The organism is Roseofilum sp. KMC-1, from assembly GCF_057802075.1.
In genome coordinates, this window is sequence record NZ_CM173605.1 from 2,513,093 (window position 1) to 2,538,350 (window position 25,258).

Below are 25,258 nucleotides of genomic sequence, written 5' to 3' on the forward strand. Positions count from 1 at the left end.
AATTATAAGTTATAATTTAAGGACGAATAAAATTGAATTAAAAACGATTGGTTGTAGCTTAAAAGAAATGATTGCTGGAGTAAGTGAAAATGAATATTACTATCCCTGACGAAATCCTTAACTCGGCTCAACTGTCCGAAGCCGATATTAAACTAGAGTTGGCGATCTCACTCTATCAACAACGGAAACTGAGTACAGGACAAGCCCGCCGTCTTGCCGGGATGCACTTGATACAGTTTCAACAAGAACTGTCTAAAAGAGGAATATATATCAATTATGATGTAGAAGATTTTGAGGCGGATATTCAAACCCTAAAAAGATTAGGAGAGTTATGATTGTTGTTAGCAATACCTCTCCAATTACCAACCTTTCAGCCATTGGTCAACTTGAACTCCTGCACCATCTTTATCAGACTATTCTAATTCCCCAAGCCGTCTATGACGAACTGGTGAATGTAGGGTATGAAGTTCCGGGAACAAGAGAAGTTCAAACTTTAGCTTGGATTCAGGTTGTCTGTATTTCCAATGTTGAGTTGGTTGAACAACTCAAAACAGACATCGATCCCGGTGAGGCAGAAGCGATCGCTCTAGCCATTGAAACCCAAGCAGATAGACTGATTATAGATGATGGACGCGGTAGAAAGGTGGCTTCTAGCCTCGATCTGAATATTATTGGTATTCTGGGAGTTTTACTCACCACCAAACGAAAAGGGTTAATTCAAGCTGTACGACCTATCATGGATGCGTTAATCAATAGGGCAGGATTTCATGTCAATCCTCAACTCTACAATACTATTTTGAATTATGCAGGTGAAATTAAATCTGGAGAATAAAATGTAAAATTAAAAATGGTACTTAACTCTTAACTCTAAAACCTATGACCAAACGTCGTTATCACATTACTACCTTTGGATGCCAAATGAACAAGGCCGACTCGGAGCGCATGGCCGGAATTCTCGACGATATCGGCTTTGAATCCGTAGAAGACCCTTATCAAGCGGATGTGATTCTCTACAATACCTGTACCATTCGTGATAATGCCGAGCAAAAGGTCTATTCTTATCTGGGCAGACAAGCCAAACGCAAACATGAAAACCCCAATTTAACCCTAATTGTGGCTGGATGCGTGGCCCAGCAGGAAGGGGAAGCGCTGTTGCGTCGGGTTCCGGAACTCGATTTAGTCATGGGGCCCCAACATGCGAACCGCTTGGGGGATTTGTTGGAACAAGTCCTAGAAGGTAACCAGGTGGTGGCCACGGAACCCGTTCACATTATGGAGGATATCACCAAACCCCGGCGCGATAGTAAGATTACAGCTTGGGTGAATGTGATTTATGGCTGTAATGAGCGTTGTTCCTATTGTGTGGTTCCGGGAGTCAGAGGGGTGGAACAGTCTCGGACTCCCCAGGCCATTCGGGAAGAAATGGAACAGTTGGGCCAGCAGGGATATAAGGAAGTCACGCTCTTAGGTCAAAATATTGATGCTTATGGTCGGGATTTACCCGGAATTACGCCGGAAGGACGACGGGAGAATACATTTACGGATTTGCTCTATTTTGTCCATGATGTGGAAGGCATAGAGCGAATCAGGTTTGCTACCAGTCATCCCCGCTATTTCACGGAGCGCTTAATTCAGGCTTGTGCCCAATTGCCGAAGGTGTGTAAACATTTTCATATTCCGTTTCAGTCTGGAGATAATGAGATTCTCAAGGTGATGCGGCGCGGGTATACCCATCAGAAATATCGCCGGATTATTGACAAGATTCGCGACTATATGCCGGATGCGTCAATTAGTGCGGATGCGATTGTGGGATTTCCCGGAGAAACGGAGGAGCAATTTGAGCATACTCTGGAGTTGGTTGATGAGATTGGCTTCGATCTTTTAAACACGGCGGCCTATTCTCCTAGACCGGGTACGGAGGCGGCAGTATGGGAAGATCAGTTAAGCGAAGAGGTGAAGAGCGATCGCCTACAACGGCTGAATCATTTAGTGGCCATTAAAGCACAGGAGCGATCGCAGCGTTATCTAGGACGCAGGGAAACCGTCCTCGTCGAAGACCAAAATCCCAAGGATGCAACCCAAGTGATGGGACGCACGGAGGGCAACCGGTTAACCTTCTTTACCGGGGATATTCACCAACTTAAGGGCCAATTGGTGCAGGTGAAAATTACAGAAACTCGCGCCTTTAGTCTAACCGGAAAGCAGATGATAGCCGTGGGTGCTGGCGATCGCTAACCTTGAGTTTAACCGTCTCCATTAGGGACGGGGAAAAGAAGGTAAATCGATCGCCGCAAAAGACTTGCGCTTTTTCTGCGGTCGCAGAGGATACACTAAGGGAGAAGGCCAATTCCCTTGGGGAATATTGAGGGGAACTTCGGGTTGCTCCAGTTGGGAAAGCTCTTCAGACGAGAGATCTGCGGCGGGTGGGGATGGCTCGGAGCTTAATTCAGCAGATTGGCTCGGTTCTTCTTGCTCCGTAAAATCCTCTTCTATCTCGTCAAATTCAGCACTAAAAGAGGGGGGTTCCGGTTCTAACTCCTCTGGCTCTGCTAAAGGTTCTGACTTGGGTGAAGCAGCGAGGGTGGGAAACTGAGTATCTTGGGAATTATGGATTACAGGAACAGGAGATGCCCCTATTTCTGGATTGGGCGATGATAACTCATCCGATTTGAACAGTTTTAAGTGAGGGCGATTGACCGGGAGTTGAGCCATCGACTCTAGAGCAGGGGTTTCTAAATCTCTCACCTCTTTTTCCTCTGATGTCGGATTCGGTAGAGGGGTTTCTGATAAAGAGTCTTGCCATTGATTCACTGACCAAGGTTGAATGGCGATAACTTTGGGAGTTAAGCCCTGTTCAATCTTGGTTGATTGGGCATGAGCTAGAGAAGCAGAGGAGTCATTGAGGATCTGTTCGCGATTCGAGGGAGATAATTCTAAACACCGATCCAGGGCATTTTTAAACTGTAGAGTATATCGTTGTTGACGGTGGAGACGGGTTTGTAAATCGATGCAAAATTTATCCCGTTGATTGAGTTGGGTGGCTTGTTCATGATAGCGTTGTTGAGCGATCGCACAATCTCGTTCGAGTTGAGCGACTTGGGTTTGGCTACTGTCGAGTTGTTCAGTTAAAGTTTGCACTAAAATTTGTTGCCGTTGACCCTTTTGACGGGACTTTTCTAACTCCCGCGCAAGCCGTTGATTTTCTTCCTGGAGGGTATTAATTTCTTCTAGACGCTGGGATAAGAGAGCTTCAGTTGCCGGTTGCCGTTCTTGATAGGTTTGTAGGGCTTGTTGAGAATGGGCGAGGGCACTTTCAAGTTGACTGATGCGATCGAGCAGAGCCACATTCTTATGTAACACTTGCTCCATCTCCTGTTGCAGAGCTTCTAAGATCTCTGGAGCAACATATGGATTAGCCGACTCTTCGATCCCTTGCCAGTTGAGACTATCATGGGTAATGGCATCTAGATTCAGCTCTACAGAAACATCCGTAAATTCAGCCAGATCGGCCGGGTTAAGAGTTTCATCCCGTTCTGGTGTTGGCTGATCAGAAACCGATTCAGAGGACGGGTAAGGCAAGTTAGGGGTATGCTCTTCGTTCATGGGATTGGCCTGAGAATAACAGGGAAAACTAATTACAGGATATCTAACTTTCCCTATTTAATTAAGCCATCAAGAATCAGGTATTCGCAATCAGCAATTGTCCATTCCCCCATGCCCCGATCGCCAGTACAATAAGAGAATATGCTTGTCAACCTTTTCTAAACCGTTCCCATGAATAGTGCCTTCCTGAACCGTCTACACAGTCCAGAACGTCCCGTCATCGTATTCGATGGTGCGATGGGAACCAACCTCCAAGTCCAGAATTTAACCGCAGAGGACTTTGGCGGCCCAGAATACGAAGGGTGTAATGAATATTTAATCAAAACCAAACCAGAGGCGATCGCCAAAGTTCACCGTGATTTCCTCACTGCCGGATGTGATGTCATTGAAACCGATACCTTCGGTGCAGCCTCCATCGTCCTCGCTGAATATAACCTAGCCGACCAAGCCTACGAACTCAACAAAGCCGCCGCCGAACTAGCCAAAAGCATCACCGCCGAATTTTCCACCCCAGAAAAACCCCGATTTGTCGCCGGTTCCATGGGGCCAACCACCAAACTACCCACATTAGGTCATATCGATTTTGATACCCTAGAAACCGCCTTTATCGAACAAGCCGAAGGACTCTATGACGGTGGCGTAGACCTCTTCATTATTGAAACTTGTCAAGACGTTCTGCAAATCAAAGCCGCCTTAAACGCCGTAGAAACCGTCTTTCAACGCAAAGGAGAACGCCGCCCAATCATGGTTTCCATCACCATGGAAGTCATGGGAACCATGCTCGTTGGTTCCGAAATTGGCGCAGCTTTAACCATCCTCGAACCCTACAACATTGACATATTAGGCTTAAACTGTGCCACCGGCCCCGATCGCATGGCCGATCATATCAAATACCTCTGCGATCATTCCCCCTTCATCGTCTCCTGCATTCCCAACGCCGGACTACCCGAAAACGTCGGCGGTCATGCCCATTACAAACTCACCCCCATGGAATTACGCATCGCCCTCAATCGGTTTGTCGAAGATTGGGGCGTGCAAATCATTGGCGGATGTTGCGGAACCCGTCCCGATCATATTCAACAATTAGCCGAAATTGCCGCTACCCTCAAACCCAAAGAACGCCATCCCCTCTTTGAACCCTCTGCTGCTTCCATCTATAGCCCCCAACCCTACGATCAAGATAATTCCTTCCTCATTGTCGGCGAGAGACTCAACGCCAGTGGTTCCAAACAATGCCGGACTTTACTCAACAATGAAGACTGGGATGGCTTGGTTGCTTTAGGTAAAGCCCAAGTCAAAGAAGGGGCCCATATTTTAGATGTGAATGTCGATTATGTGGGTCGGGATGGGGTGCGCGATATGAAGGAACTCGCCTCCCGTTTGGTGAACAATATTACCCTACCCTTAATGTTAGATTCCACTGAGTGGGAAAAAATGGAAGCTGGGTTAAAAGTCGTGGGTGGAAAATGCATCCTGAATTCCACCAACTATGAAGATGGAGAACCCCGCTTTTTTAAGGTCTTAGAACTGGCGAAAAAATACGGCGCTGGGGTTGTGGTGGGAACCATTGATGAGGATGGCATGGCGCGAACGGCTGATAAAAAGTTTGCCATTGCTAAACGCGCTTACGATCAAGCCATTGAGTACGGCATCCCCCCTTATGAAATCTTTTTTGATACTCTAGCCCTCCCTATTTCAACGGGTATTGAAGAAGACCGAGCCAACGGAAAAGCAACCATAGAATCGATTCGTCGCATTCGCGAAGAATTACCTGGATGTCATATTTTACTTGGTGTTTCTAATATTTCCTTCGGCTTAAATGCAGCAGCGCGAATTGTTCTCAACTCCATGTTCTTGCATGAAGCGATGCAAGCAGGATTAGATAGCGCCATTGTCAGCGCCAACAAAATTTTACCCCTAGCGAAAATCGAGCCGGAACATCAAGAAGTCTGCCGCAAACTCATCTACGATCAACGAGAATTTGACGGCGATATTTGCATCTACGATCCCCTCGCTGAACTGACTAAGTTGTTTGAAGGCAAAAAAGCGCAGCGCGATCGCTCTGCTGATGAAAATCTGCCCATTGAAGAGCGGTTGAAAAACCATATTATCGATGGCGAACGCATTGGTTTAGAAGCTTCCTTGAAAAAAGCCTTAGAACAGTATCCGCCCCTAGAAATTATCAACGTTTTTCTGCTCGATGGCATGAAAGTGGTTGGGGATTTATTCGGTTCTGGACAGATGCAACTTCCCTTTGTGTTGCAATCAGCAGAAACCATGAAAGCGGCGGTAGCTTTCCTAGAACCGATGATGGAAAAATCAGAATCGGGGAATAATTATAAAGGAATCTTTGTGATTGCCACGGTGAAAGGGGATGTCCATGATATCGGGAAGAATTTGGTCGATATCATTCTGTCTAATAACGGGTACAAAGTGGTGAATTTGGGCATTAAACAACCCGTCGATAACATTATTGATGCCTATCGAGAGCATAATGCTGACTGTATTGCCATGAGTGGCTTACTGGTGAAATCGACAGCATTTATGAAGGATAATTTGCAGGTGTTTAACGAGCAAGGAATTACCGTTCCTGTGATTTTGGGGGGAGCCGCTCTAACGCCGAAATTTGTCTATCAGGATTGCCAAAATACCTATAAAGGTCGAGTGATTTATGGAAAAGATGCTTTTTCTGACTTGACGTTTATGGACAAATTAATGCCAGCGAAAGCGGCGAATAATTGGGATGATTTGCAAGGCTTTTTGGATGAGGTAGATAAGGGAGATGTTGAAGGGGAGGAAGCAGCAGAATCAACAACGGAGTCTAAGCCCTCAGAACCAGAGGTGATTGATACTCGGCGCTCGGAAGCGGTAGAGATTGATATTCCTCGTCCGACTCCTCCTTTCTGGGGAAGTCGGATTTTGCAACCGGAAGATATTCCTTTAGAAGAGGTTTTCTGGTATTTAGATTTGCAAGCTCTGTTTGTGGGGCAATGGCAGTTCCGCAAGCCGAAAGAACAATCTCGTGAAGAATACGACGAGTTTTTGCAAGAGACAGTCTATCCGATTTTAGAGGAATGGAAAGAGAAGATTTTAACGGAAAATATCTTGAAGCCCCAAGCGATTTATGGCTATTTTCCAGCTCAGTCGGAGGGCAATACTGTCTTTGTTTATGATGCCGAGGAAATGAAGGGGGGAATGGCGAAAACGGTGCGACATACCTTTGAGTTTCCGCGCCAAAAACGTTCCCGTCGCTTGTGTATTGCAGATTTCTTTGCACCGAAGGAGAGCGGGGTGATGGATGTGTTCCCGATGCACGCGGTGACGGTGGGAGAGGTAGCGACGGAATACGCGCAAAAGTTGTTTGCGGGCGATCGCTATACAGATTATCTTTATTTCCATGGTATGGCGGTGCAAACTGCCGAAGCAATGGCGGAATGGTTGCACGCCAAAATTCGCCGCGAATTAGGCTTTGGGGATGAAGAACCGGATAATGTGCGCGATATGTTCAAACAGCGCTATCATGGTTCCCGCTATAGTTTCGGCTATCCTGCTTGTCCGAATATGCAAGACCAGTATAAGCAATTGGAACTGTTGGGGAGCGATCGCATTAATATGTACATGGATGAGAGTGAGCAAATCTATCCCGAACAATCCACCAGCGCCATTATCACCCACCATCCCGTTTCTAAATACTTCAGTGCTTAAGCGAGTTTGACATTCTCCCCTCTCTTAAACGCACAGGGAGGGGATTTAAGAAATGCCCTTGTGTATCTTCACCAAGATTTCGAGAAGATAAACGGCTTTCGGCAAAACCTCTAACCTTACCGTATCCTGAATATGACCTTCACCACAGACAATCCCGTAACTTGGCAATACCTGGAAATTGACGCTAAAAGTTGGGCAAAAATTGCAAATAGTCGCGTTTTTGTGTCCCAACTAATTCAAGAAAAACACGCCTACGGCTGGAGTCCTGAAGAACTGCGCTTGATTCATGGGGTTATTCAGTTAATAAAAGCATCATAAAGATATCAAGTTTAATCGTAAAGATCTGAAATAGTAGTCACCCCCTAGCTAATAATCTGATTTTGGTAACTCATAATACTAAAGAGTTTCAAAGAGTAAAAAGTTTACAACTTGAAGATTGGGAGGAAAACATTTAATTTTAGTATTTTTTTTTAGGAAGATATAGCAATTTCCTCTGCTATGCGGTACATAAATAGCGGTTTTTAACGATAGCCAGAATAGCCCAAAGCTAAATTGAGTCTGTTGTTCACTCCCCCCACTCCCCCATTCCCCCATTCCCCCACGGAGGGCGCGAAGCGCTGTATTAAGTTGTTTTGTGAAGAAGAAATATGGAGTCTGCGATATAGCTCTTGTTTTGAGGTTTTTAGATATTGGTATGAAAGTTTGTGTTTATCTATTCTACCTGCTAGTCCAGATATATATTCATTAATAATTACTCATATTGCTAAAATAAAAATGGGTAATACAAATAACGGGACAAGAAACCGGGTTTCTCTAAGACAACTTCTGCCACCCCACCGAAACTTACATAGAAACCCGGTTTCTGGGGTAAAATAATGACAGTTTTGAGGAGATGGCAATGGGTGTAGGGCGATCGCTCCTAAAATTAACTATTGGCACTGGTTGCGTTGTCGGCGGGTTGGTATTTCCGCCTCTCTTGGCTGGGCAAGAGATTGTTTGGGGGACAGTCTTGGCGACGGCTTTAGCCAGTGTTACGGCTGGGAATACCGCTAATGCCCTAGATGCTTTAACCGCAGGGCAAGACCCAGATAGGGTATCCTTAGAGAATCAAGATTTAACGAAAGCAGTGGGGAAAGCCATAGCCGCCGTCATCACCCTTGCGGCCAAATCACAACGGGGCAAAACCCGCCAACATCTCGAAAAAATCGCCGCGCAAGCTAAGGATAACTGGGTCAAAATCGCCCAACAGGAACTCACCCAGCAACGTTACCCTGAACTACGAGAAGCCCAACTCGACCAATTCCTCACCCCCGAAGAATACCAACTCACCCAACAAGGCAACCTCACCGCTACAGAATGGGGTGATATCTTCATCCGCCTCAACATGGCAGCCTGTAAAGGGGGTGGCTTTCCCATTCCCTCCGAGGTGCGTCAACAAGTTGCGGAATTACTCCATACCACCTTCCCCAAAGCCTTGCGAGAAACCCTCAAAGAAGATTTTGTCAAGGATGGGAAAGCCTTTGCGGGATTAACGTTGCAGTTACTCACGGGAATGCAGGCACAACTGAGCCAACTGCAAGCCAGTCAAGGGGGGGTCAATGTTGGGGAGTTAAGCCAAATCCTGCAACAGTTTCAGGAATTGGAAACCCAGTTACGGGGAAACGTCACCCAGCAGCAGGCGTTTTTTACCGATATTTCCGGCAGGATTGATTCCGGTTTTGCGGAGGTCTGTCAGCGGTTGGGGGTGATGGAAACCCAGATTACTCAGTTGTTGCAAGGACTGGAAAGGACTCTAGAAAGTTTGGTGGCAGAAATTCGCTCCCATTTTGATGCCGCTAACCCCCATCTTTCCTTGGCAGAATGGCGACCCATTGCCGAGTTAATGCTGGCTGAACGACAGGCATTAACCGCTAATCCGGCATTTAAGCGGGTGAATGTCTATGTGCCGTTGGGATTAGTAGAACGTCGCCAAACTCAGCAACGGAAACCGGGGCAAAGTCGGGAAAATCTGGAGCAAGAACGGGATGAAGAAATCATTACCCCAATCGCCGAGGATGAGTTTTTTAATCAGGTTTTGCGGCAGGGGAAAAGTCCCCAAAGTCAGGGGCGACGGATTGCGGTGATTGGCGAACCGGGGTCAGGAAAAACGACGCGATTACAGGCGATCGCTGATTGGATATTGGCAGAACATCTCGGCATCCCCATTTGGATTGAGTTGGCACGATTTACCGAACCGACCCTAGTGGATTATCTGCAAGAAAAATGGTTGAAATTAGCGGGAGTTGAAGGGGCGATCGCCTCTCTCCAAGACCATAAAGAGCATCTCTGGTTATTGATGGATGGCTTGGATGAAATGGTAGCCCGGATTGAACAGCCCCATGTGTCCCAGTTATTAACCGGGTGGGTGGGGTTAGGAAGGGCGATGATTACCTGTCGGGTGAATGTCTGGGAAGCGGATCGAAATGCCTTTTCTGGGTTTGATGTGTATCGGAATTTACCCTTTGAAGCGGATCAAATGGAAACCTTTATCCGGCGATTCTTTGCCCAGAGCGATCGAGAACAGTGATTCGATCTTGATTCTCCTTGATATCTTAGGATTGAACATCGAGCAACCCTTGACGACCCTTTCGGGGGTAGCTACAATGTAATCACATTTGCTTTTGAGATCGTCTAAGTATGAGCACAGTGATTAGAACCCGAATCGTTAAAATTGGCAACTCCCAAGGTGTGCGTATTCCTAAACTACTCTTAGAGCAAAGCGGTATTCAGACAGATGTTGAAATTGAAGTGGAGGGCGATCATCTCACGATTCGCACCGCACGACGGTTACGCAACGGCTGGGATCAAGCCTTTGCAGCAATGGCGAAAGAACAAGATGATGTTCTTCTCGATCGAGTCAACAGTACCGACTGGGAGGAAAGTGAATGGGAGTGGTAGCCAAGCGTTTCGATGTTTTTTTGGTTAATCTTGACCCTACAATTGGCAGTGAAATTCAGAAAACACGACCCTGTGTGATCATCTCACCGGATGAAATGAACCGCCATATTGCCACGGTGATCATTGCACCAATGACGACAAAAGGGAAAGCCTACCCGACGCGAATTTCCTGCCAGTTTCAGGGTAAGGAAGGGCAAATTGTTCTGGATCAAATCCGCACCATTGATAAAACTCGATTAGTCAAAAAACTGGGTCAAATTAGTCCAGATGAGCAAAGCGGAGTTCTCGACACCTTGGCTGAGATGTTTTCCGAATGAGCCAATCGAGGGGGGGATGCGATCGCTCATTACCGGGACGATAAACAATACTTTAATGGTTAGCGTTTGATTTTTCAAACAAGAATGTGATGACAAATTCAACTAGAAATCCTGCCGATGCTCTCATTGCCGCCCTCCATGAACCGGGACGGGAACACCTCCTTGATTTGGTCCGAAACCCCTTGCGTTTGACCTTGCTCTGCATGACTTGGGATGGGTCATCCTTGCCGGAAACTCAGGCGGAGTTATATGCTCGCTACCTGCGAAAGATTTATGGGTGGAATCAGAATTGGCATGAGTTGGAAGACCATGCTGAACGTTGTGGTACGACCACCACGAAATTAAAGCAGAATTTGAATCAGCAATTGGGGGAACTGGCAAAGGCGGCGCTGAATTTGCCCCAGGAGCGATTTCGGTTATCACAGGCTTTGGTGGAAGAGTATCTAGGGGAGGAATGGGATCAGACTTCCTTGGCTTATTTGGCGTTGCGGTTGGGCTGGTTAAATCGGGTGGGCACAGATGGGCGCGGCGATGCTATTTTTGCGTTTTATCATGCCACCTTTCAGGAGTATTTTGCGGCGTTGTCGGTGGAGGATTGGGATTATTTTTTGCCTCGGAATCATGTTAATTGTCCGGTGGCGGGGAAGCGGTATCGGATTTTTGAGAAGCAGTGGAAGCAGGTGATTTTGTTGTGGTTGGGGCGTGGGGATATTGAGGATGAGAAGAAGGAGGCGTTTATTCGGGCGTTGGTTGAGTTTAAGGATGGGGTCAGAGATTTTTATGAATATCAAGCCTATTTTCTGGCAGCAGCAGGAATTAATGAGTTTAAGGCTTGTTCCCTGGCGGCTGAGATTGTGCGGCAGGTGGTGAAGTGGGGGTTTGGTGAGTTTAATATTCAGAAGCAGAAATGGACAAGTTTGCTCGATCCTATTTCAAAAGGGGCGAGAAAGGCAATACCAGAAACCATTCGACGGCTGGCTATTCCAGAACTCAGTGCCGTTATGGAGAATTGCCCAGAAGAATATATCCGTCGGCAGGCGGCAGAGAGTTTAGGGGAAATCGGACAAGGCAACCCAGAGGCAATTGAGGCGTTGCTCAAAGTTATCGCCACCACTGAGGATAAAGATACCCGTAAGCAGGCAGCAGAGTGTTTAGAGAAAATCGGACAAGGAAATGCTGATGCGATCGTCGGCTTGCTCCAAATTATCTGCACCACTGAGAATGAATCTACCTGTTGGCAGGTAGTAGAGAGTTTAGGGAAAATCGGTGTCGGAAATACCGATGCCATCGCTGGGTTGGTCGAATTTATCCGCACCACTAAGGATGAAGATACCCGTTGCCCGTCGGCAGAGAGTTGGGGGGAAATCGACCCAGGAAGTCCCGATGCGTGGTTGCTTGAGGTGTTCCGCACCACTGAAAATGAATCTACCCGTATGCAGGCGGCAGAGAGTTTAGGGAAAATCGACCCAGGAAATGCCGATGCAATCGCTGAGTTGCTTGAGGTACTCTGCACCACTGAGAACAAACATACCCATAGGCAGGCGGTAGAAAGTTTAGGGAAAATCGGACAAGGAAATGCTGATGCGATCGCCGGGTTGCTTGAGGTACTCCGCACCACTGAGGATAAAGATACCCGTAGGCAGGCGGTAGAGAGTTTAGAGAAAATCGGACGGGGAAATGCCGATGCGATCGCTGGTTTGGTCGAAATTATCCGCACCACTGAGGATGAAAATACCCGTTGGCGGGCGGCAGAGAGTTTAGGGCAAATTGACCCAGGAAATGCCGATGCCATCGCCGGGTTGCTCCAAGTTATCCGCAATACTGAGCATGAATTGACCCGTTGGCAGGCGGCAGAGAGTTTAGAGAAAATCGGACAAGGAAATGCCGATGCGATCGCTGGTTTGGTCGAAATTATCCGCACCACTGAGGATGAAAATACCCGTTGGCGGGCGGCAGAGAGTTTAGGGCAAATTGACCCAGGAAATGCCGATGCCATCGCCTGGTTGCTCCAAGTTATCCGCACCACTGAGAATGAATTTACCCGTAGGGAGGCGACATATAATTTAGGGGAAATCGGACAAGGAAATGCCGATGCGATCGCCTGGTTGCTTGAGATGATCCGCACTGAGGATCTCTTGACCCTTTCTCAGGCAGCAGAGAGTTTAGGGAAAATCGGTGTCGGAAATGCCGAAGCGATCGCTGGGTTGCTCCAAGTTATCCGCACTACAGAGTACTGGACCCTTTCTCTGGCGGCTAGTAGTTTAGAGAAAATCGGACGGGGAAATGCCGATGCCATCGCCGGGTTGCTCCAAATTATCCGCACTACTGAGGATGAAGATACCCGTTATCAGGCGGTAGAGAGTTTAGGGGAAATCGGACAAGGAAATGCTGATGCCATCGCTGAGTTGCTTGAGATGCTCGCCACTACTGAGGATCAATCTACCCGTTGGCGGGCGGCATATAGTTTAGGGAAAATTGACCCAGGAAATGCCGATGCCATCGCTGGGTTAGTCGAAATTATCCGCACCACTGAGGATGGAGATATCTATGATATCCATACACTGGAGGAAAGCGTCGAAATTATCTCCACCTCTGAACATAAAGAGATCCGTACGCGGACGGCATGGAGTTTAGGGAAAATCGGTGTCGGGAATGCCCAGGCGATCGCTGTTTTGGGCAATCTGATCGCCACAACTGAGAATGAAGATACCCGGAGGGAAGCGACCGAGAGTCTGCAAAAAATTCTCGCCACACCGCAACAATATGCAGGGGTGGTTTCCGCCTTAAAAGGCTGCCTTAGCTATGAAGTTTACCCAAAAAACCTCTACAAAGTCATCTGGCAGTGTGCCGAAAATCTCCCCTATCCCGAATTTTATCAAGCCTGGCACTCCCCCACCACTCCTCACCCCCCAAAGCTTTAATATCGGCTTTTTCTAGGTGCAAAATATGATTCCTAATAAATATCCGGAAGGAACCTTAAACCCTTTGCAGAAGACAACACTATACAGGGTTGAGGACTTCTACTTATGCCTCCAAAAACTTGTTTGACCGATTGTTCCCAAAATAATTGTCCTTTTGTACAAGATCCCAGAAACCCGCGTCGCTACGTTTGCTTGAAATGTGGATTAGAGCGATCTTTGGATCGTCACGATCGCCATTATCAAGATTATGAAGGCGATCGCCCCTCCGCCCTGATCCTCGCCCTGATGACCGTCATTGTCCTGCTGATCCTGATTTAGATTAAACAAACTGAGTGATTTTTGGAAACTCTACAGAGCTTTGCGCCACAATAGAAGATATGGCTTTGTGACGTTTGACTTAAACACCCATGAGTAACAGCTCTAACTTTCTCAATGACATTCGCGAAGCAAAGGGACAACTCGTTGTTGGCCCCAATGTAATTCCTAACGCCCTTCCCTATGTCGGTGGAGGTCTGGTTTTAACCGCCCTCGGAACCTATGGCGGCTTAACCGTCATCAACACGAACCCCAGTATCTTCATGTCCAGCTTTATTGTGGCCATGATTGCTGAGTTAGTGCTTTTCTTTATCGCTAGAGGAGTAGCGGAAAAAGCCAACAACAGCACCGCTCTCCCCTTACTGGCAACCTATAGTCTCCTCTCTGGTTATACCCTCAGTGGCTTAGTTTACGTTGCCCTAGGGACTGATGGGGTGGGAATACAAGGCATTGCTTTTGCTGCTCTCGGTTGTGGCGTAGCTTTTATCCTTGCTCGCCAAATTGGATCAAATCTCTCTGAGCAAGATGGCTTGGCCCTAACCCAAACGATTCAAATGGCCTTAGTTGCCTTTGTCGTGGTGATTTTAGCCCAGTTTCTCTTTGCTCTGTTTGGCGTTTATACCCCCAATTGGTTAGAAATTGCTATTTCTGGTTTTGGGGTTTTCCTCTTCTGTGGGGTTGCGGTGGTAGATTTCTTTATTCTCCCCCGTACCTATCGAGATGAACAATATCTATCCGCCGCTTTGTCAATGTACCTGACGTACATTAACTTGTTTATCTTTATCTTGCGCCTACTAATTTCTATTGTTGGCCGAGATTAAGGGATTCCCTTTGAATAGTAGGGTGTGTTAGCGACAGCGTAACGCACCCTATAACTACGGTAAAGTTTCCTCCTAGAGAATCAGCAATTAAAAATACTCTTTTTTCTTTTTCTTTTTCTTGCTGATGAAGTTTTCCTGAATGAATTTATAGCCTTTTGTGCCTTGTTCGAGTAAACTGGCCACTTCTTCATCACTTAAGCCATTTTTCTTAGCTTTATAGATTAAGTCCGAAATTTCTTTATCGCTTAAACTATTCGTGGCCAGTTTTTCAAAGGTCGAGAAGCTTTTTTTAAAGGTCTTCCTGGCTTTTTTGGGATCGAGCAGGTCATCTAGCATGAAGGTTTTTGGGGGAGAGTAAGAGGATAGGATCTTGATTTTAGGGGCAATTCATCAATTGCCCCTAGAAAGCTATTGAATATACTCTACAATTTCTGCGGTGGGATAGCGAACTTTGGGCAGTTCACTGTATTTATCGTCTTCTGCCCGATATCCTACAGGACAGAGGAGGACGCTATGATAGCCTTTGTCGGTTAATCCCAACATTTCATCATATTTATCGGGAACGAAGCCTTCCATGGGGCAAGCGTCTATACCGAGCATGGCAGCAGTGGTCATGAGTTGACCGAGGGCAATATAGACTTGGCGGGTTGACCAGTCGTTGACGTTGAATTGATCGGGCGATCGCCCAATAAACCCTTTGATTACTTTCCCAAAGCCTTCTAATTGCTCTGGGGGCGTATTTCGCACTTGAGCTGTATAGTCGATATAGCGATCGACTTCGGCTACACCAAAGTCTTTTTTGATCGCTAATACGATTAAATGGGAGGCTTCAACCACTTGAGTTTGGCCCCAGGAATGCTCGACTAATTGCTGGCGCAGGGGGGAGTCGGTGAGGACAAAAAATTTCCAGGGTTGCAGTCCGAAGGAGGAGGGAGTCAGGACTAAGCTCTGTTCTAGGACGTTCCATACTGCATCAGGGATTTTACGGGTAGGATCGAATTTTTTGGTGGCATAGCGCCAGTGGAGTTGATGGAGGACGGTATCAGCAGAGGGGGTGTCTAGAGTCATAGATGTTTTCTCAAGAAAGTTTAGTGGGGATGCGATCGCCCTGAATTATTTTAAGGCAAGGCTTAACGACCGATCGCCTTAACTAACCCAACTCCCCCAAAATATAACCCTAAAACGGCTCCTGCGAGTAAACTTTGCGTCACCGGATCGGTCGATGGGGTGAGGATCGCGCCCAGCAATACGCCTCCCATCACCACATAGCGCCATCCGGCCAGCATTTGTTGGGAGGAAACCATGCCTAATGCACTCAATAGCACTTGAATTACCGGCACTTGAAAGGCTAACCCGGTGCTAAACATTAGCAGCAGCACAAACTCAAAATAGCGGTCAATTGACCAAGCTTGCTCTACTACTTCTGCGCCATAGGTAATGAAGAAATTCAGGGCTGCGGGAATTAACACCATTTGGGCAAACAGTAACCCGGTGAGAAATAAGACACTCGACCCCACCACCACCGGCAGCACTAAGCGTCGTTCCCTGAGCGTCAGTCCGGGGAGAACAAACTGAATGATTTGATAGAGAATCGCGGGAGTTGCTAGAATGATGCCGCTATAGCCGGCCACTTTCATGGAAACAAAAAAGTATTCTCCCGGAGCCAATTGTAAAAATTTCACATCTCCGGCGGGAATTTCCAGGAATTGCACAATGGGCTTAACGAACAGAAAACAGCCTACCACGGCGATCGCCACCGCAATCAGGGCATAGAAAAACCGTCGCCGCAGTTCTTCTAAATGGTCAAACAGCGACATTTCCACATCATCAGGCAATTCATCCAGAGGGTCTACAGTCGGATCTTCCGTTGGCGTTTGGCTCTCTACAGTCATTTCAGGTTATCAGTCACCAGGTCTATGCCTCATTCTAAAACGAATCGACTATACAAGCTATTTCTGCTTCTTCCAAAGCTTGGCTACTTCCCACTTGCCAAGAGCGCTTAATAGCAGTGGGAATGATTTCTGTAAGATTAATTTGGGGAAATAGGGGGCTGGTTTTCGAGGCTCTATGTCCATCTTCTTGTAAGAGATAGAGGGTGAGATGTTGACCATCGTACACCCAGAGTTCTGGAACGGCGATCGCCTCATACGCAGCTAAGGGAGTCCGAGAGGTAATATCAATTTCAATGGCTAAGTCCGGAGGAGGATCGCCCGTTTGCAGCCGACGGCGACTCATTATACGCTCATAATTCTGAATATAAAAGCAAGCATCCGGCTCAACTGCTGCTATTCCTTCCTGCTTAAATGTAGTCGATCCGAAAGATTCAAAGCGCCTGCCTGCTTTGCGGAGTAAGGCTTTCACTAAGTCAGCAATCAGTTCTTTAGGTCGTTCGTGTTCCGGTAGAGGAACCATAATTTCTAATGTCTTCTGACTGTAGATTAATCTCGCACTGCGATGTTCGCCCCATTCGAGTAAAACTTGTTCAAATTCCTGCCAACTGACTCCAGGAATGGTTACCGTACTTCCAGGAGCGATATTAATTTGATGGATAGGTTGAGTAAAGGCAACAGTTGCAGTCAATGCGATCGCCCCAATTCATTAATGCAAGTTAATAAAATAACCCTTATGATTATAGCGCTTCTCTCTAACAATTAACAATGAACAATTAACAATTAACAACGAAGAATATCTGGCTGGTTGCTTCTAAATGATCGATAAAGAGTAACTTAGGATACAGAAATTTATACGATGTCATTACGAATGGAGCGAAGCGGAATGAAGCAATCTCGCCTATCCCGCTAAACTCTGCGTTTCCGCTTCGCGGACATGAAAGCGAAGCTTGCGTGAAATGTAAAGCGCGATTGCTTCCCTACGGTCGCAATGACAACTGTTTAACCAGACATGATACAGCGCTTCGCGCCCTCCGTGGGGGAATGGGGGAATGGGGGAGTGGGGGGAGTGAACAACAGACTCAATTTAGCTTTGGGCTATTCTGGCTATCGTTAAAAACCGCTATTTATGTACCGCATAGCAGAGGAAATTGCTATATCATCCATCAATATCGTAAACCCGCCCCACCCCTGTCTTCAAACAGGTTAAAATACCTGTATCTCGCTAACCGGATTAAGATCCAATCATGGCACTAACTCAAATTACTCCTTCTGGGGAAATTGTCCTACCCCCAGAAATTATTGACTGGTTGAAACTCAAACCTGGTGACTCCATCCATCTTGACATTTCCCCAGATGGTAAAGTGTACTTAGAACCCGCCAAAATTGATGTTCGCACCTTATCGGGTATCCTCTATCAAGAAGGACGAACACCTGTTTCGCTAGAAGAGATGGATAGGGCAATCTCAGATTGTGCAGGAGAGTCAGTTTGAAGGGATTAGATACTAACATCATTGTGCGTTTTTTAGTCCGAGATGATGAACGGCAATGGCAGATCGCTAATCAGTATATTGAGCAAGCCTTACAAGAGAATGAACCCTGCTTGATTAATAATATTGTGCTGTGTGAAGTCGCTTGGGTTTTACGCAGTCGCTATAAACTGGGCCGAGAAAGCCTGATTGCTACCCTAGAAAATCTCTTCAATGCTAATCTTTTTGTTTTTGAAAATCGAGAAGCAATTTCATGGTCAATTCAACAAATGAAAATAGGGAATGCTGATTTTTCTGACTATTTGATTACCCGCATTAATCAATTATCTGGTTGCCAGGAAACAGCTTCATTTGATGTAAAACTGGGTCAGTCAGAAGGTATTAACCTACTTGATTAGCTGATTCTGGCACTGCCCACCTTACTGTAGGGGCGGGTTTAGGATATTAATTGGTGGGAGTCCTCAATTTGGGTGTTTCATGTCGCGAAGCGAAACCCGCCCCTACAAAACCCATTCATTTTACTTGGTCTACTACAATAGGGGAAAATTGGGAGAAAAACAACTTATGAGTTACGATTTTGATTTATTTGTGATTGGTGCAGGTTCCGGGGGAATTGCCAGCGCTAGACGGGCTGCTGAATATGGCGCTAAGGTGGGTATCGCCGAATTCGATCGCCTGGGAGGAACCTGCGTGAACCGAGGCTGCATTCCCAAAAAGCTAATGGTGTACGCTTCCCATTTTCCCGGTTGGTTTGCAGATAGCCAAGGCTACGGCTGGAGTGCGGTAGAAAGTCACCTGGACTGGAAAAAAATGATTAGCGCAGTCAATGGGGAAGTCGATCGCCTGAATGGAATTTATCAGGGCATGTTAGAGCGCTCTAATGTGAAATTATATCAGGGATATGCCGAGTTTGTCGATCCTCATACCCTGAAAATTGGGGAAGATACGGTAACGGCGGATAAAATTTTGATTGCGGTGGGAGGTAAACCGGTTAAACCCGATATTCCTGGCATGGAACATACCTTAATTTCCGATCAACTTTTCCATCTCCCAGAGCAACCGAAACGGGTGGTAATTTTAGGGGGAGGCTATATTGGCGTGGAGTTTGCCTGTATTTTCCATGGACTGGGAACGGAAGTGACGGAAGTGATCCGCCGCGAACAGATTTTACCGGGATTTGATGGAGATCTTCGTACCCATGTTCAAGGGGAAATGGAGCGCCATGGGATTCGGATTTTGAATAAAAGTGTGATTCAGCAGGTGGAAAAAACGGATGAAGGTTTAGCGGTGACGGTTAAGCGGGAAAATGAGGAAGAAATAGTGATTGTGGATGCGGTGGGGATATCAGCAACGGGACGCATACCCAATATAGAGAAATTAGGGTTGGAGAAAGTGGGAATAACGGTAGAAAAAGGGGCGATCGCCGTTGATGCCAATAGTCGCACCAATATCGAGCATATTTACGCCGTGGGAGACTGTACGGATCGGGTGAATTTAACCCCCGTTGCCATTGGTGAAGGTAGAGCCTTTGCCGATACTCATTTTGGCGGCAAATCTCGGCAGATGGCTTATGATAATATCCCCACAGCCGTCTTTTCCCATCCTGAAGCAGGAACGGTGGGATTAACGGAAGAAGAAGCCCGCGCCCAATATGGGGATAAAATTAAGATTTATCGCGCCAAATTTAGACCCCTTTATCATACAGTGAGCGGCCGAGAAGACCGCACCTTGATGAAGTTAGTGGTGCATGAAGAAACGGATAAGGTTCTAGGAGCGCATATGGTGGGGGAACATGCGGGAGAAATTATCCAAGGGGTGGCGATCGCCCTAAAAATGGGAGCCACCAAAGCCAACTTTGATGCCACCGTTGGCATCCACCCCAGTTCAGCCGAAGAATTTGTCACCATGCGCTAAGGTCTGAGCGCTAGAGGTGAAAGGGTTTCTCTTCTATCAGGGGGTCTAATCCCCCTTTTTTTCTTCAGAAATAAGTCAGTTAAGATCGATCTATAGACTACATCCTTTTGGGATTTCTTCCGGAAGAAAATAGAAAATCCAATCTCAAAAACTTAAGGATCGGTTTTTCAGTCTCCATCGAAAACTCTAGCCACTCTCTTAACCAAAACTTCAAATAAAAATCCGTAGTTGCTCGGTTAGACAGGGAAAGGAAAAAAAAATAAACTGGTTATATTAGGATGTCTCTCCTTACAAGCCTGTGGATCGGGCAGGAGAAGACCCTTTAAATTGAGAGGTTTTAAATCTCACCCTTGAGTGCGTCCATCGTATAATGCAGGTCATCAAAAGTGAAAAAGAATACTCATTTATCAAAAATTACTTATCAATTAGCCACCTTAACCTTCCTGGCAACTCTGGGTTGGCAAAGTGCCTCCACTGCTGTGCCTAAATCTAGCTTTGAAATTGCCCAAGCCTTTAATCCTCCAGGAAGAGGAGCGCCCCCCAGAACGGCAGATGTGGGCACTCGCGGCTGTAGTGTTTCTGATACTAATGCTGAACCTTTAACGGCTTTAGTTCCAGTCAAAGATTTAGCCTTAACTTTAGAGAGCCATCCAACTCTGTTTTGGTATGTGCCCCAAGCGGAAGGTAAAACGCTGAAATTTACCTTATTGGACAAAAACGACCAAAACATTATCTACGAGAAAGAACTACCCGCTCCTTCTGCATCGGGAATTGTCGGTATTGAGTTATCTAAAGATGGGATGGAAGGATTAAAACACAATAAGTTGTACCATTGGTACTTTTCTTTAGTTTGCGATCCTCAAGACCGCACGGGTGATATCATTGTGGACGGCTGGATCAAACGTATGGAAGCGACTCCAGAACTAGCTGCCCAAATTCAAGCCGCTAATCCAGAAGCTCTACCCCAGATCTATGCCAAGTCAGGGATTTGGCATGATGCCCTATCTGCCTTGGTCAAGTTGTATAATAAAAATCCCCAAAATCAGGCGATCGCCAGTCAATGGAAAACCCTACTGCACTCTGTTCAACTCGATGCTTTTGCCCAAACCCCAATCCTTTCGCCGAGTGAACGTCAATAATTAGCCATGTCCCTGCGGATTGACAGATTGAATCCCCTGCTCACCTTGTCTTTGTGGTTATGCGGAAACTATTTCCTCATAGCGCAAGCTCAAACGATTGTACCCGCTCCTGATGGTACAGGAACCACGGTCATTTTCCAGGGGAATCAATTTTATATCCAAGGGGGGAGTTCTTCCTCTGATGGTGCGAATCTATTTCATAGTTTTATTCAATTTGGCCTCAATCCCCATCAGGTGGCCAATTTTTTATCGACACCGGGAATTGAGAATATCTTCAGCCGCATTAATGGGGGAAGTCCATCCACGATTAATGGGTTAATCCAAGTTTTAGGGGGCAACTCTAACCTCTACTTAATTAATCCTGCGGGGATTATTTTTGGCCCCAATGCCCAACTGAATGTTCCCGCCGCCTTTCACGCTACAACGGCTACCGGCATTGGTTTTGGAGAAAATCAATGGTTTAATGCATTGGGGGATAATAACTGGGAAATTTTGACCGGTACACCCAATGAATTTAGGTTTGATGGAGCGACTCCGGGGGTGATTTTGAATTGGGGTGACTTAACGGTTAATCCGGGTCAAAATTTGAGCTTAACCGGTGGCATAATCATTAACTTAGGAACTTTAAATGCACCAGGGGGAACCATCACCTTAGCCGCAGTTCCGGGCAATCATAGCCTACGCATTTCCCAAGATGGCTATTTACTCAGTTTAGAACTTCCGGTTGGCGATCGCCAGTCGGTTCCCTTTAACCCTCTCTCTGTTGCCGAATTGCTCTCTGGGGGAACATTAACCCATGCGTCACAGATTGAGGTGAATGCTCAGGGAGAGGTGCTGTTAACGGGTTCTGGAATTAGAATACCTCAAAATCCGGGAGTGGCGATCGCCTCCGGAACCCTGGATGTTTCTCATACCCAACCCACCCCTGGAACTATAAACATCCTTGGCACTCAAGTGGGTATCATTGACGCAAACCTTGATGCTTCTAGTCCTGAAAATGCCGGTCAAATTTACATCGGTAGCTCGTACCAAGGACAAGGCCCCCTGCCCAACGCCCAACAAACGCTAGTTAGTCCCCATTCCCAGATCCGTGCCAATAGTTTAGATCGGGGAAATGGGGGCGAAATTATCATTTGGTCGGATGGAGCCACCCAATTTTACGGCACAGCAGAAGCACGAGGAGGCGCATTAGGTGGAAACGGCGGATTTGTAGAAGTTTCCGGTCAAGAAACTCTCTCTTTTTTCGGTCTAGTTGATGTAAGCGCTCCTAATGGAGAAGGGGGAACTTTATTACTCGATCCGAAAAATATTCTCATCTCCAATACTTTTGATCCCCCAGAAATAGAGAAAAAGTTACCTGTTATTGAGTTTGATTTTCTGGCCGATGAAGACATTACTATCGATGCCCAAATCTTAGAGCAACAAACGGGTAAGATAGAACTACAAGCCACTAACAATATCACCATTGCTAGTGGTGTTTCCCTGAATTTTGTAGATGGAGGATCGATTACCTTTACGGCTGATGCAGATAGCGATGACACAGGTTCATTTATCATGGACTCCTCCGCCACAATTAAGGCTCCTAGTCGAGAGATTAATATTTTTGGCGCTAGTATTAGCCTCGGTAACTTGGATACGAGGAGTAATAATGACCCAGGGGGAGATATTTCTCTAACTGCTTTTGCAGGAAATATTACGACAGGAAATTTGAATACCAGGAGCAATAATAGTCGAGGAGGAGATATTTCTCTAACTGCTTTTGCAGGAAATATTGCGACAGGAGCGTTGGATGCTAGGAGCAATAATAATCGAGGGGGGGATATTTCTGTAACTGCTTTTACGGGAAATATTGCGACAGGAGCGTTGGATGCTAGGAGCAATAATAATCGAGGGGGGGATATTACTTTAAAAACTCAACAAGGAAACATTATTACACAAGATATTGATTCAAGTTCAAACAATGGTGATAGCGGTGATGTTACCTTGGAAATTCAACAGGGAAACATGATTACGCAAGATATTGATTCAAGTTCAAACAATGGTGATGGTGGTGATATTACGTTGCAAACTCAAGAAGGGAATATCACCCATGGAGACTTAGATGCGAGTTCAAATAATGGTGCGGATGGTATCATTACTATTCAATCAACCCCAACCCCAGCACCGACTCCCGCGCCGACTCCTGCTCCCGCGCCGACTCCCGCACCGACTCCTGCGCCGACTCCTGCTCCCGCACCGACTCCCGCGCCGACTCCCGCACCAACTCCTGCTCCAACACCAGCACCAGTGCCAACACCGACTCCTGCTCCAACACCAGCACCGACTCCTGCGCCGACTCCTGCTCCCGCACCGACTCCTGCACCAACACCGACTCCTGCACCGACTCCTGCTCCCGCGCCGACTCCCGCACCTGCACCTGCACCAGCACCAGCACCAGTGCCGACTCCTGCACCAGTGCCGACTCCAGCACCAACTCCTGCACCAGCACCAGTGCCAACTCCTGCACCAGTGCCGACTCCTGCTCCCGCGCCGACTCCCGCACCTGCACCTGCACCAGCACCAGCACCAGTGCCGACTCCTGCACCAGTGCCGACTCCAGCACCAACTCCTGCACCAGCACCAGTGCCAACTCCTGCACCAGCACCTGCTCCAACACCGACTCCTGCACCAGCACCGACTCCTGCACCAACTCCAACACCGACTTCTATTCTCCAGAATCAGAGTGATATCACTAATCGTATTAATCAGGCGATCGCCTCTACTCCCCAGGAAACCACTGACAAATTATCCCCTTCATCAGTAACAGTTGATGCTCAACAAGAAGTAACTGCCCTCATCAGTCGGGGCAGTTTACAACGGTTACTTGATGAAGGACAATTACAGCAAGCTGTCGAAGTAGGCGATCGCCTCTTAAGCCAAGAATTTGCCGATTACTTAAATAAACCCTTACCGCAACAGCAACTCACCTTCCCTCAGATTCAAGAGCAACTAGAAAAAATAAGCGCCCAAACTCAGAACCCTTCAGCCCTACTTTATATCATTTCTAATTCTGAGCAACTCGATTTAGTGTTAGTGCCACCCACAGGAGAACCTATTTATCGCTCCATTCCTGAAGCCTCAAACGCCGTATTAATGGCCAAAATCCAAGCCTTTCAAGCCGAAATTGCCGATCCCACTCGTCGCCGCACCACCAGTTATTTAGAAACTTCGCAACAGCTTTATCAATGGTTAATTGCGCCTCTAGAACCGGAATTAGAAGCCCAAGGTATTACCACCTTATTATTCAGTTTAGATAGTGGACTTCGTAGCTTACCCATGGCTGCATTGCATGATGGCAAACAATTCTTAGTTGAAAAATACCAATTTAGCTTAGTTCCCAGCTTAAGCTTAACCGATACGCGCTATCAAAATCTGCAAAATACCCCAGTTTTAGCCATGGGAGCTTCTGAATTTAGCGATCAGTCTCCCTTACCCGCCGTCCCCGTTGAACTGAGTACCATCTCTGAACAACTTTGGCCAGGAAAAGCCTTTTTGAATCAAGAATTAACTGTCGAAAACTTTAATCAACAACGCACTCAATCGAATTATGGTATTATTCATTTAGCCACCCATGGTCAATTCAAACCGGGTAACATTGAAGAATCTTATATTCAATTTTGGGATCGTAAACTGAGACTCGATCAAGTTTCCGATCTAAACTTAACTAATCCGACCGTAGAATTACTGGTATTAAGCGCCTGTCGCACTGCATTAGGCGATCGCCAAGCCGAATTTGGCTTTGCCGGTTTAGCCGTTCAATCTGGGGCAAAGTCAGCCTTAGCCAGCTTATGGTATGCCAGCGATTTAGGTGCATTAGGCTTAATGGCGGAATTTTACCATCACTTACAAACCTCACCCACCAAAGCTGCTGCTCTGCGTAGGGCACAGATGGCCCTATTGCGCCAAGAAGTCCAGATTAAAGAGGGTAAATTAATCGGCAATTTTGGCGAAATTGATTTACCCCCTGAACTCAATACCAGTATTCAACTTAACCTGATCCATCCCTATTATTGGTCAGGATTTACCCTCATTGGTAATCCTTAATTTGCCCTAGTGCCGTGACAACCCTAAAATGGTGGGTTATATCAAGTTCGCTTATTCATGTCCGCGAAGCGGAAATACCCTAATTAAAAATCCAGGGAGCAAGATGCTCCCACTCCAGTCATAT

Annotated in this window: 21 protein-coding genes and 1 pseudogene; 17 read left to right on the forward strand and 5 right to left on the reverse strand. The window is 46.7% G+C overall.

Annotated elements, in window-relative coordinates; translation table 11 throughout:
* Positions 1 to 89 precede the first annotated feature (89 nt).
* From AC3FZD_RS11830 to miaB, 3 genes are read left to right on the forward strand one after another with little or no spacing between them, the layout of a single operon-like run.
* Positions 90 to 335: a UPF0175 family protein gene (locus tag AC3FZD_RS11830; protein WP_488736222.1), complete on the forward strand. Its 246-nt coding sequence runs from the start codon at positions 90 to 92 to the stop codon at positions 333 to 335.
* Entirely contained in the window at positions 332 to 832 is a 501-nt protein-coding gene (locus AC3FZD_RS11835; RefSeq protein ID WP_488736223.1) for a PIN domain-containing protein, read from the forward strand. The genes AC3FZD_RS11830 and AC3FZD_RS11835 overlap by 4 nt, the downstream gene beginning before the upstream one ends.
* Before the next feature lie 44 nt (positions 833 to 876).
* Entirely contained in the window at positions 877 to 2,235 is a 1,359-nt protein-coding gene (miaB, locus tag AC3FZD_RS11840) for a tRNA (N6-isopentenyl adenosine(37)-C2)-methylthiotransferase MiaB (RefSeq protein WP_488736224.1), read from the forward strand.
* A 21-nt stretch (positions 2,236 to 2,256) separates the two neighbouring features.
* Here miaB and AC3FZD_RS11845 read toward each other — a convergent pair whose 3' ends face one another.
* Positions 2,257 to 3,603, reverse strand: coding sequence for a hypothetical protein (locus AC3FZD_RS11845; protein ID WP_488736225.1), 1,347 nt, complete (start codon positions 3,601 to 3,603; stop codon positions 2,257 to 2,259).
* A gap of 171 nt (positions 3,604 to 3,774) precedes the next feature.
* On the opposite strand from AC3FZD_RS11845, the gene metH reads away from it, so the two are divergent.
* The 9 genes and pseudogenes from metH to AC3FZD_RS11890 all read left to right on the forward strand — a co-directional run bounded on the left by metH (position 3,775) and on the right by AC3FZD_RS11890 (position 14,619).
* Positions 3,775 to 7,308, forward strand: a complete 3,534-nt coding sequence (metH, locus tag AC3FZD_RS11850) for a methionine synthase (RefSeq protein WP_488736226.1) — start codon at positions 3,775 to 3,777, stop codon at positions 7,306 to 7,308.
* Between the two features lie 132 nt (positions 7,309 to 7,440).
* A complete protein-coding gene (locus tag AC3FZD_RS11855; protein WP_488736227.1) occupies positions 7,441 to 7,626 on the forward strand; it encodes a hypothetical protein in 186 nt (61 codons plus the stop codon).
* A 44-nt stretch (positions 7,627 to 7,670) separates the two neighbouring features.
* Positions 7,671 to 7,763 (forward strand): annotated as a pseudogene (locus tag AC3FZD_RS11860) (type II toxin-antitoxin system VapC family toxin); the annotation flags it as partial.
* 443 nt (positions 7,764 to 8,206) lie between these two features.
* Positions 8,207 to 9,874 (forward strand): NACHT domain-containing protein, encoded by a 1,668-nt coding sequence (locus AC3FZD_RS11865; RefSeq protein ID WP_488740330.1) that lies wholly within the window; start codon positions 8,207 to 8,209, stop codon positions 9,872 to 9,874.
* 110 nt (positions 9,875 to 9,984) lie between these two features.
* On the forward strand, positions 9,985 to 10,245 hold the full coding sequence (locus AC3FZD_RS11870) for an AbrB/MazE/SpoVT family DNA-binding domain-containing protein (protein ID WP_488736228.1): 261 nt from the start codon (positions 9,985 to 9,987) through the stop codon (positions 10,243 to 10,245).
* Complete coding sequence (locus tag AC3FZD_RS11875) at positions 10,233 to 10,562, forward strand: type II toxin-antitoxin system PemK/MazF family toxin (protein ID WP_017303085.1); 330 nt, start codon at positions 10,233 to 10,235, stop codon at positions 10,560 to 10,562. The genes AC3FZD_RS11870 and AC3FZD_RS11875 overlap by 13 nt, the downstream gene beginning before the upstream one ends.
* 89 nt (positions 10,563 to 10,651) lie before the next feature.
* Positions 10,652 to 13,483: a HEAT repeat domain-containing protein gene (locus tag AC3FZD_RS11880; protein WP_488736229.1), complete on the forward strand. Its 2,832-nt coding sequence runs from the start codon at positions 10,652 to 10,654 to the stop codon at positions 13,481 to 13,483.
* A gap of 105 nt (positions 13,484 to 13,588) precedes the next feature.
* On the forward strand, positions 13,589 to 13,801 hold the full coding sequence (locus AC3FZD_RS11885; protein ID WP_488736230.1) for a hypothetical protein: 213 nt from the start codon (positions 13,589 to 13,591) through the stop codon (positions 13,799 to 13,801).
* Between the two features lie 89 nt (positions 13,802 to 13,890).
* Complete coding sequence (locus tag AC3FZD_RS11890; protein WP_488736231.1) at positions 13,891 to 14,619, forward strand: Bax inhibitor-1/YccA family protein; 729 nt, start codon at positions 13,891 to 13,893, stop codon at positions 14,617 to 14,619.
* An 87-nt stretch (positions 14,620 to 14,706) separates the two neighbouring features.
* Here the strand turns inward: AC3FZD_RS11890 and AC3FZD_RS11895 are convergent, their stop codons facing one another.
* The 4 genes from AC3FZD_RS11895 to AC3FZD_RS11910 form a co-directional block, all read right to left on the reverse strand.
* Positions 14,707 to 14,955: a hypothetical protein gene (locus tag AC3FZD_RS11895; protein ID WP_488736232.1), complete on the reverse strand. Its 249-nt coding sequence runs from the start codon at positions 14,953 to 14,955 to the stop codon at positions 14,707 to 14,709.
* A gap of 72 nt (positions 14,956 to 15,027) precedes the next feature.
* Positions 15,028 to 15,687 (reverse strand): NAD(P)H-dependent oxidoreductase, encoded by a 660-nt coding sequence (locus AC3FZD_RS11900; RefSeq protein ID WP_488736233.1) that lies wholly within the window; start codon positions 15,685 to 15,687, stop codon positions 15,028 to 15,030.
* Positions 15,688 to 15,749: 62 nt separating this feature from the next.
* Positions 15,750 to 16,511, reverse strand: coding sequence for a twin-arginine translocase subunit TatC (tatC, locus tag AC3FZD_RS11905; RefSeq protein ID WP_488736234.1), 762 nt, complete (start codon positions 16,509 to 16,511; stop codon positions 15,750 to 15,752).
* 34 nt (positions 16,512 to 16,545) lie between these two features.
* A complete protein-coding gene (locus AC3FZD_RS11910) occupies positions 16,546 to 17,199 on the reverse strand; it encodes a Uma2 family endonuclease (protein ID WP_488736235.1) in 654 nt (217 codons plus the stop codon).
* 556 nt (positions 17,200 to 17,755) lie between these two features.
* On the opposite strand from AC3FZD_RS11910, the gene AC3FZD_RS11915 reads away from it, so the two are divergent.
* The 5 genes from AC3FZD_RS11915 (at position 17,756) to AC3FZD_RS11935 (ending at position 25,134) form a co-directional block, all read left to right on the forward strand.
* Positions 17,756 to 18,001 (forward strand): AbrB/MazE/SpoVT family DNA-binding domain-containing protein, encoded by a 246-nt coding sequence (locus AC3FZD_RS11915; protein WP_488736236.1) that lies wholly within the window; start codon positions 17,756 to 17,758, stop codon positions 17,999 to 18,001.
* Entirely contained in the window at positions 17,998 to 18,396 is a 399-nt protein-coding gene (locus tag AC3FZD_RS11920; RefSeq protein ID WP_488736237.1) for a type II toxin-antitoxin system VapC family toxin, read from the forward strand. Before AC3FZD_RS11915 ends, AC3FZD_RS11920 begins: the two co-directional genes overlap by 4 nt.
* 166 nt (positions 18,397 to 18,562) lie before the next feature.
* Complete coding sequence (gor, locus tag AC3FZD_RS11925) at positions 18,563 to 19,912, forward strand: glutathione-disulfide reductase (protein WP_488736238.1); 1,350 nt, start codon at positions 18,563 to 18,565, stop codon at positions 19,910 to 19,912.
* A 386-nt stretch (positions 19,913 to 20,298) separates the two neighbouring features.
* Positions 20,299 to 21,051 carry a DUF928 domain-containing protein gene (locus tag AC3FZD_RS11930; protein WP_488736239.1) on the forward strand — a complete coding sequence of 251 codons (753 nt, stop codon included), beginning with the start codon at positions 20,299 to 20,301 and terminating at the stop codon, positions 21,049 to 21,051.
* Between the two features lie 6 nt (positions 21,052 to 21,057).
* The gene (locus tag AC3FZD_RS11935) at positions 21,058 to 25,134 is read left to right on the forward strand and encodes a CHAT domain-containing protein (protein ID WP_488736240.1); all 4,077 of its coding nucleotides are present in this window, start codon (positions 21,058 to 21,060) and stop codon (positions 25,132 to 25,134) included.
* Positions 25,135 to 25,258 lie beyond the last annotated feature (124 nt).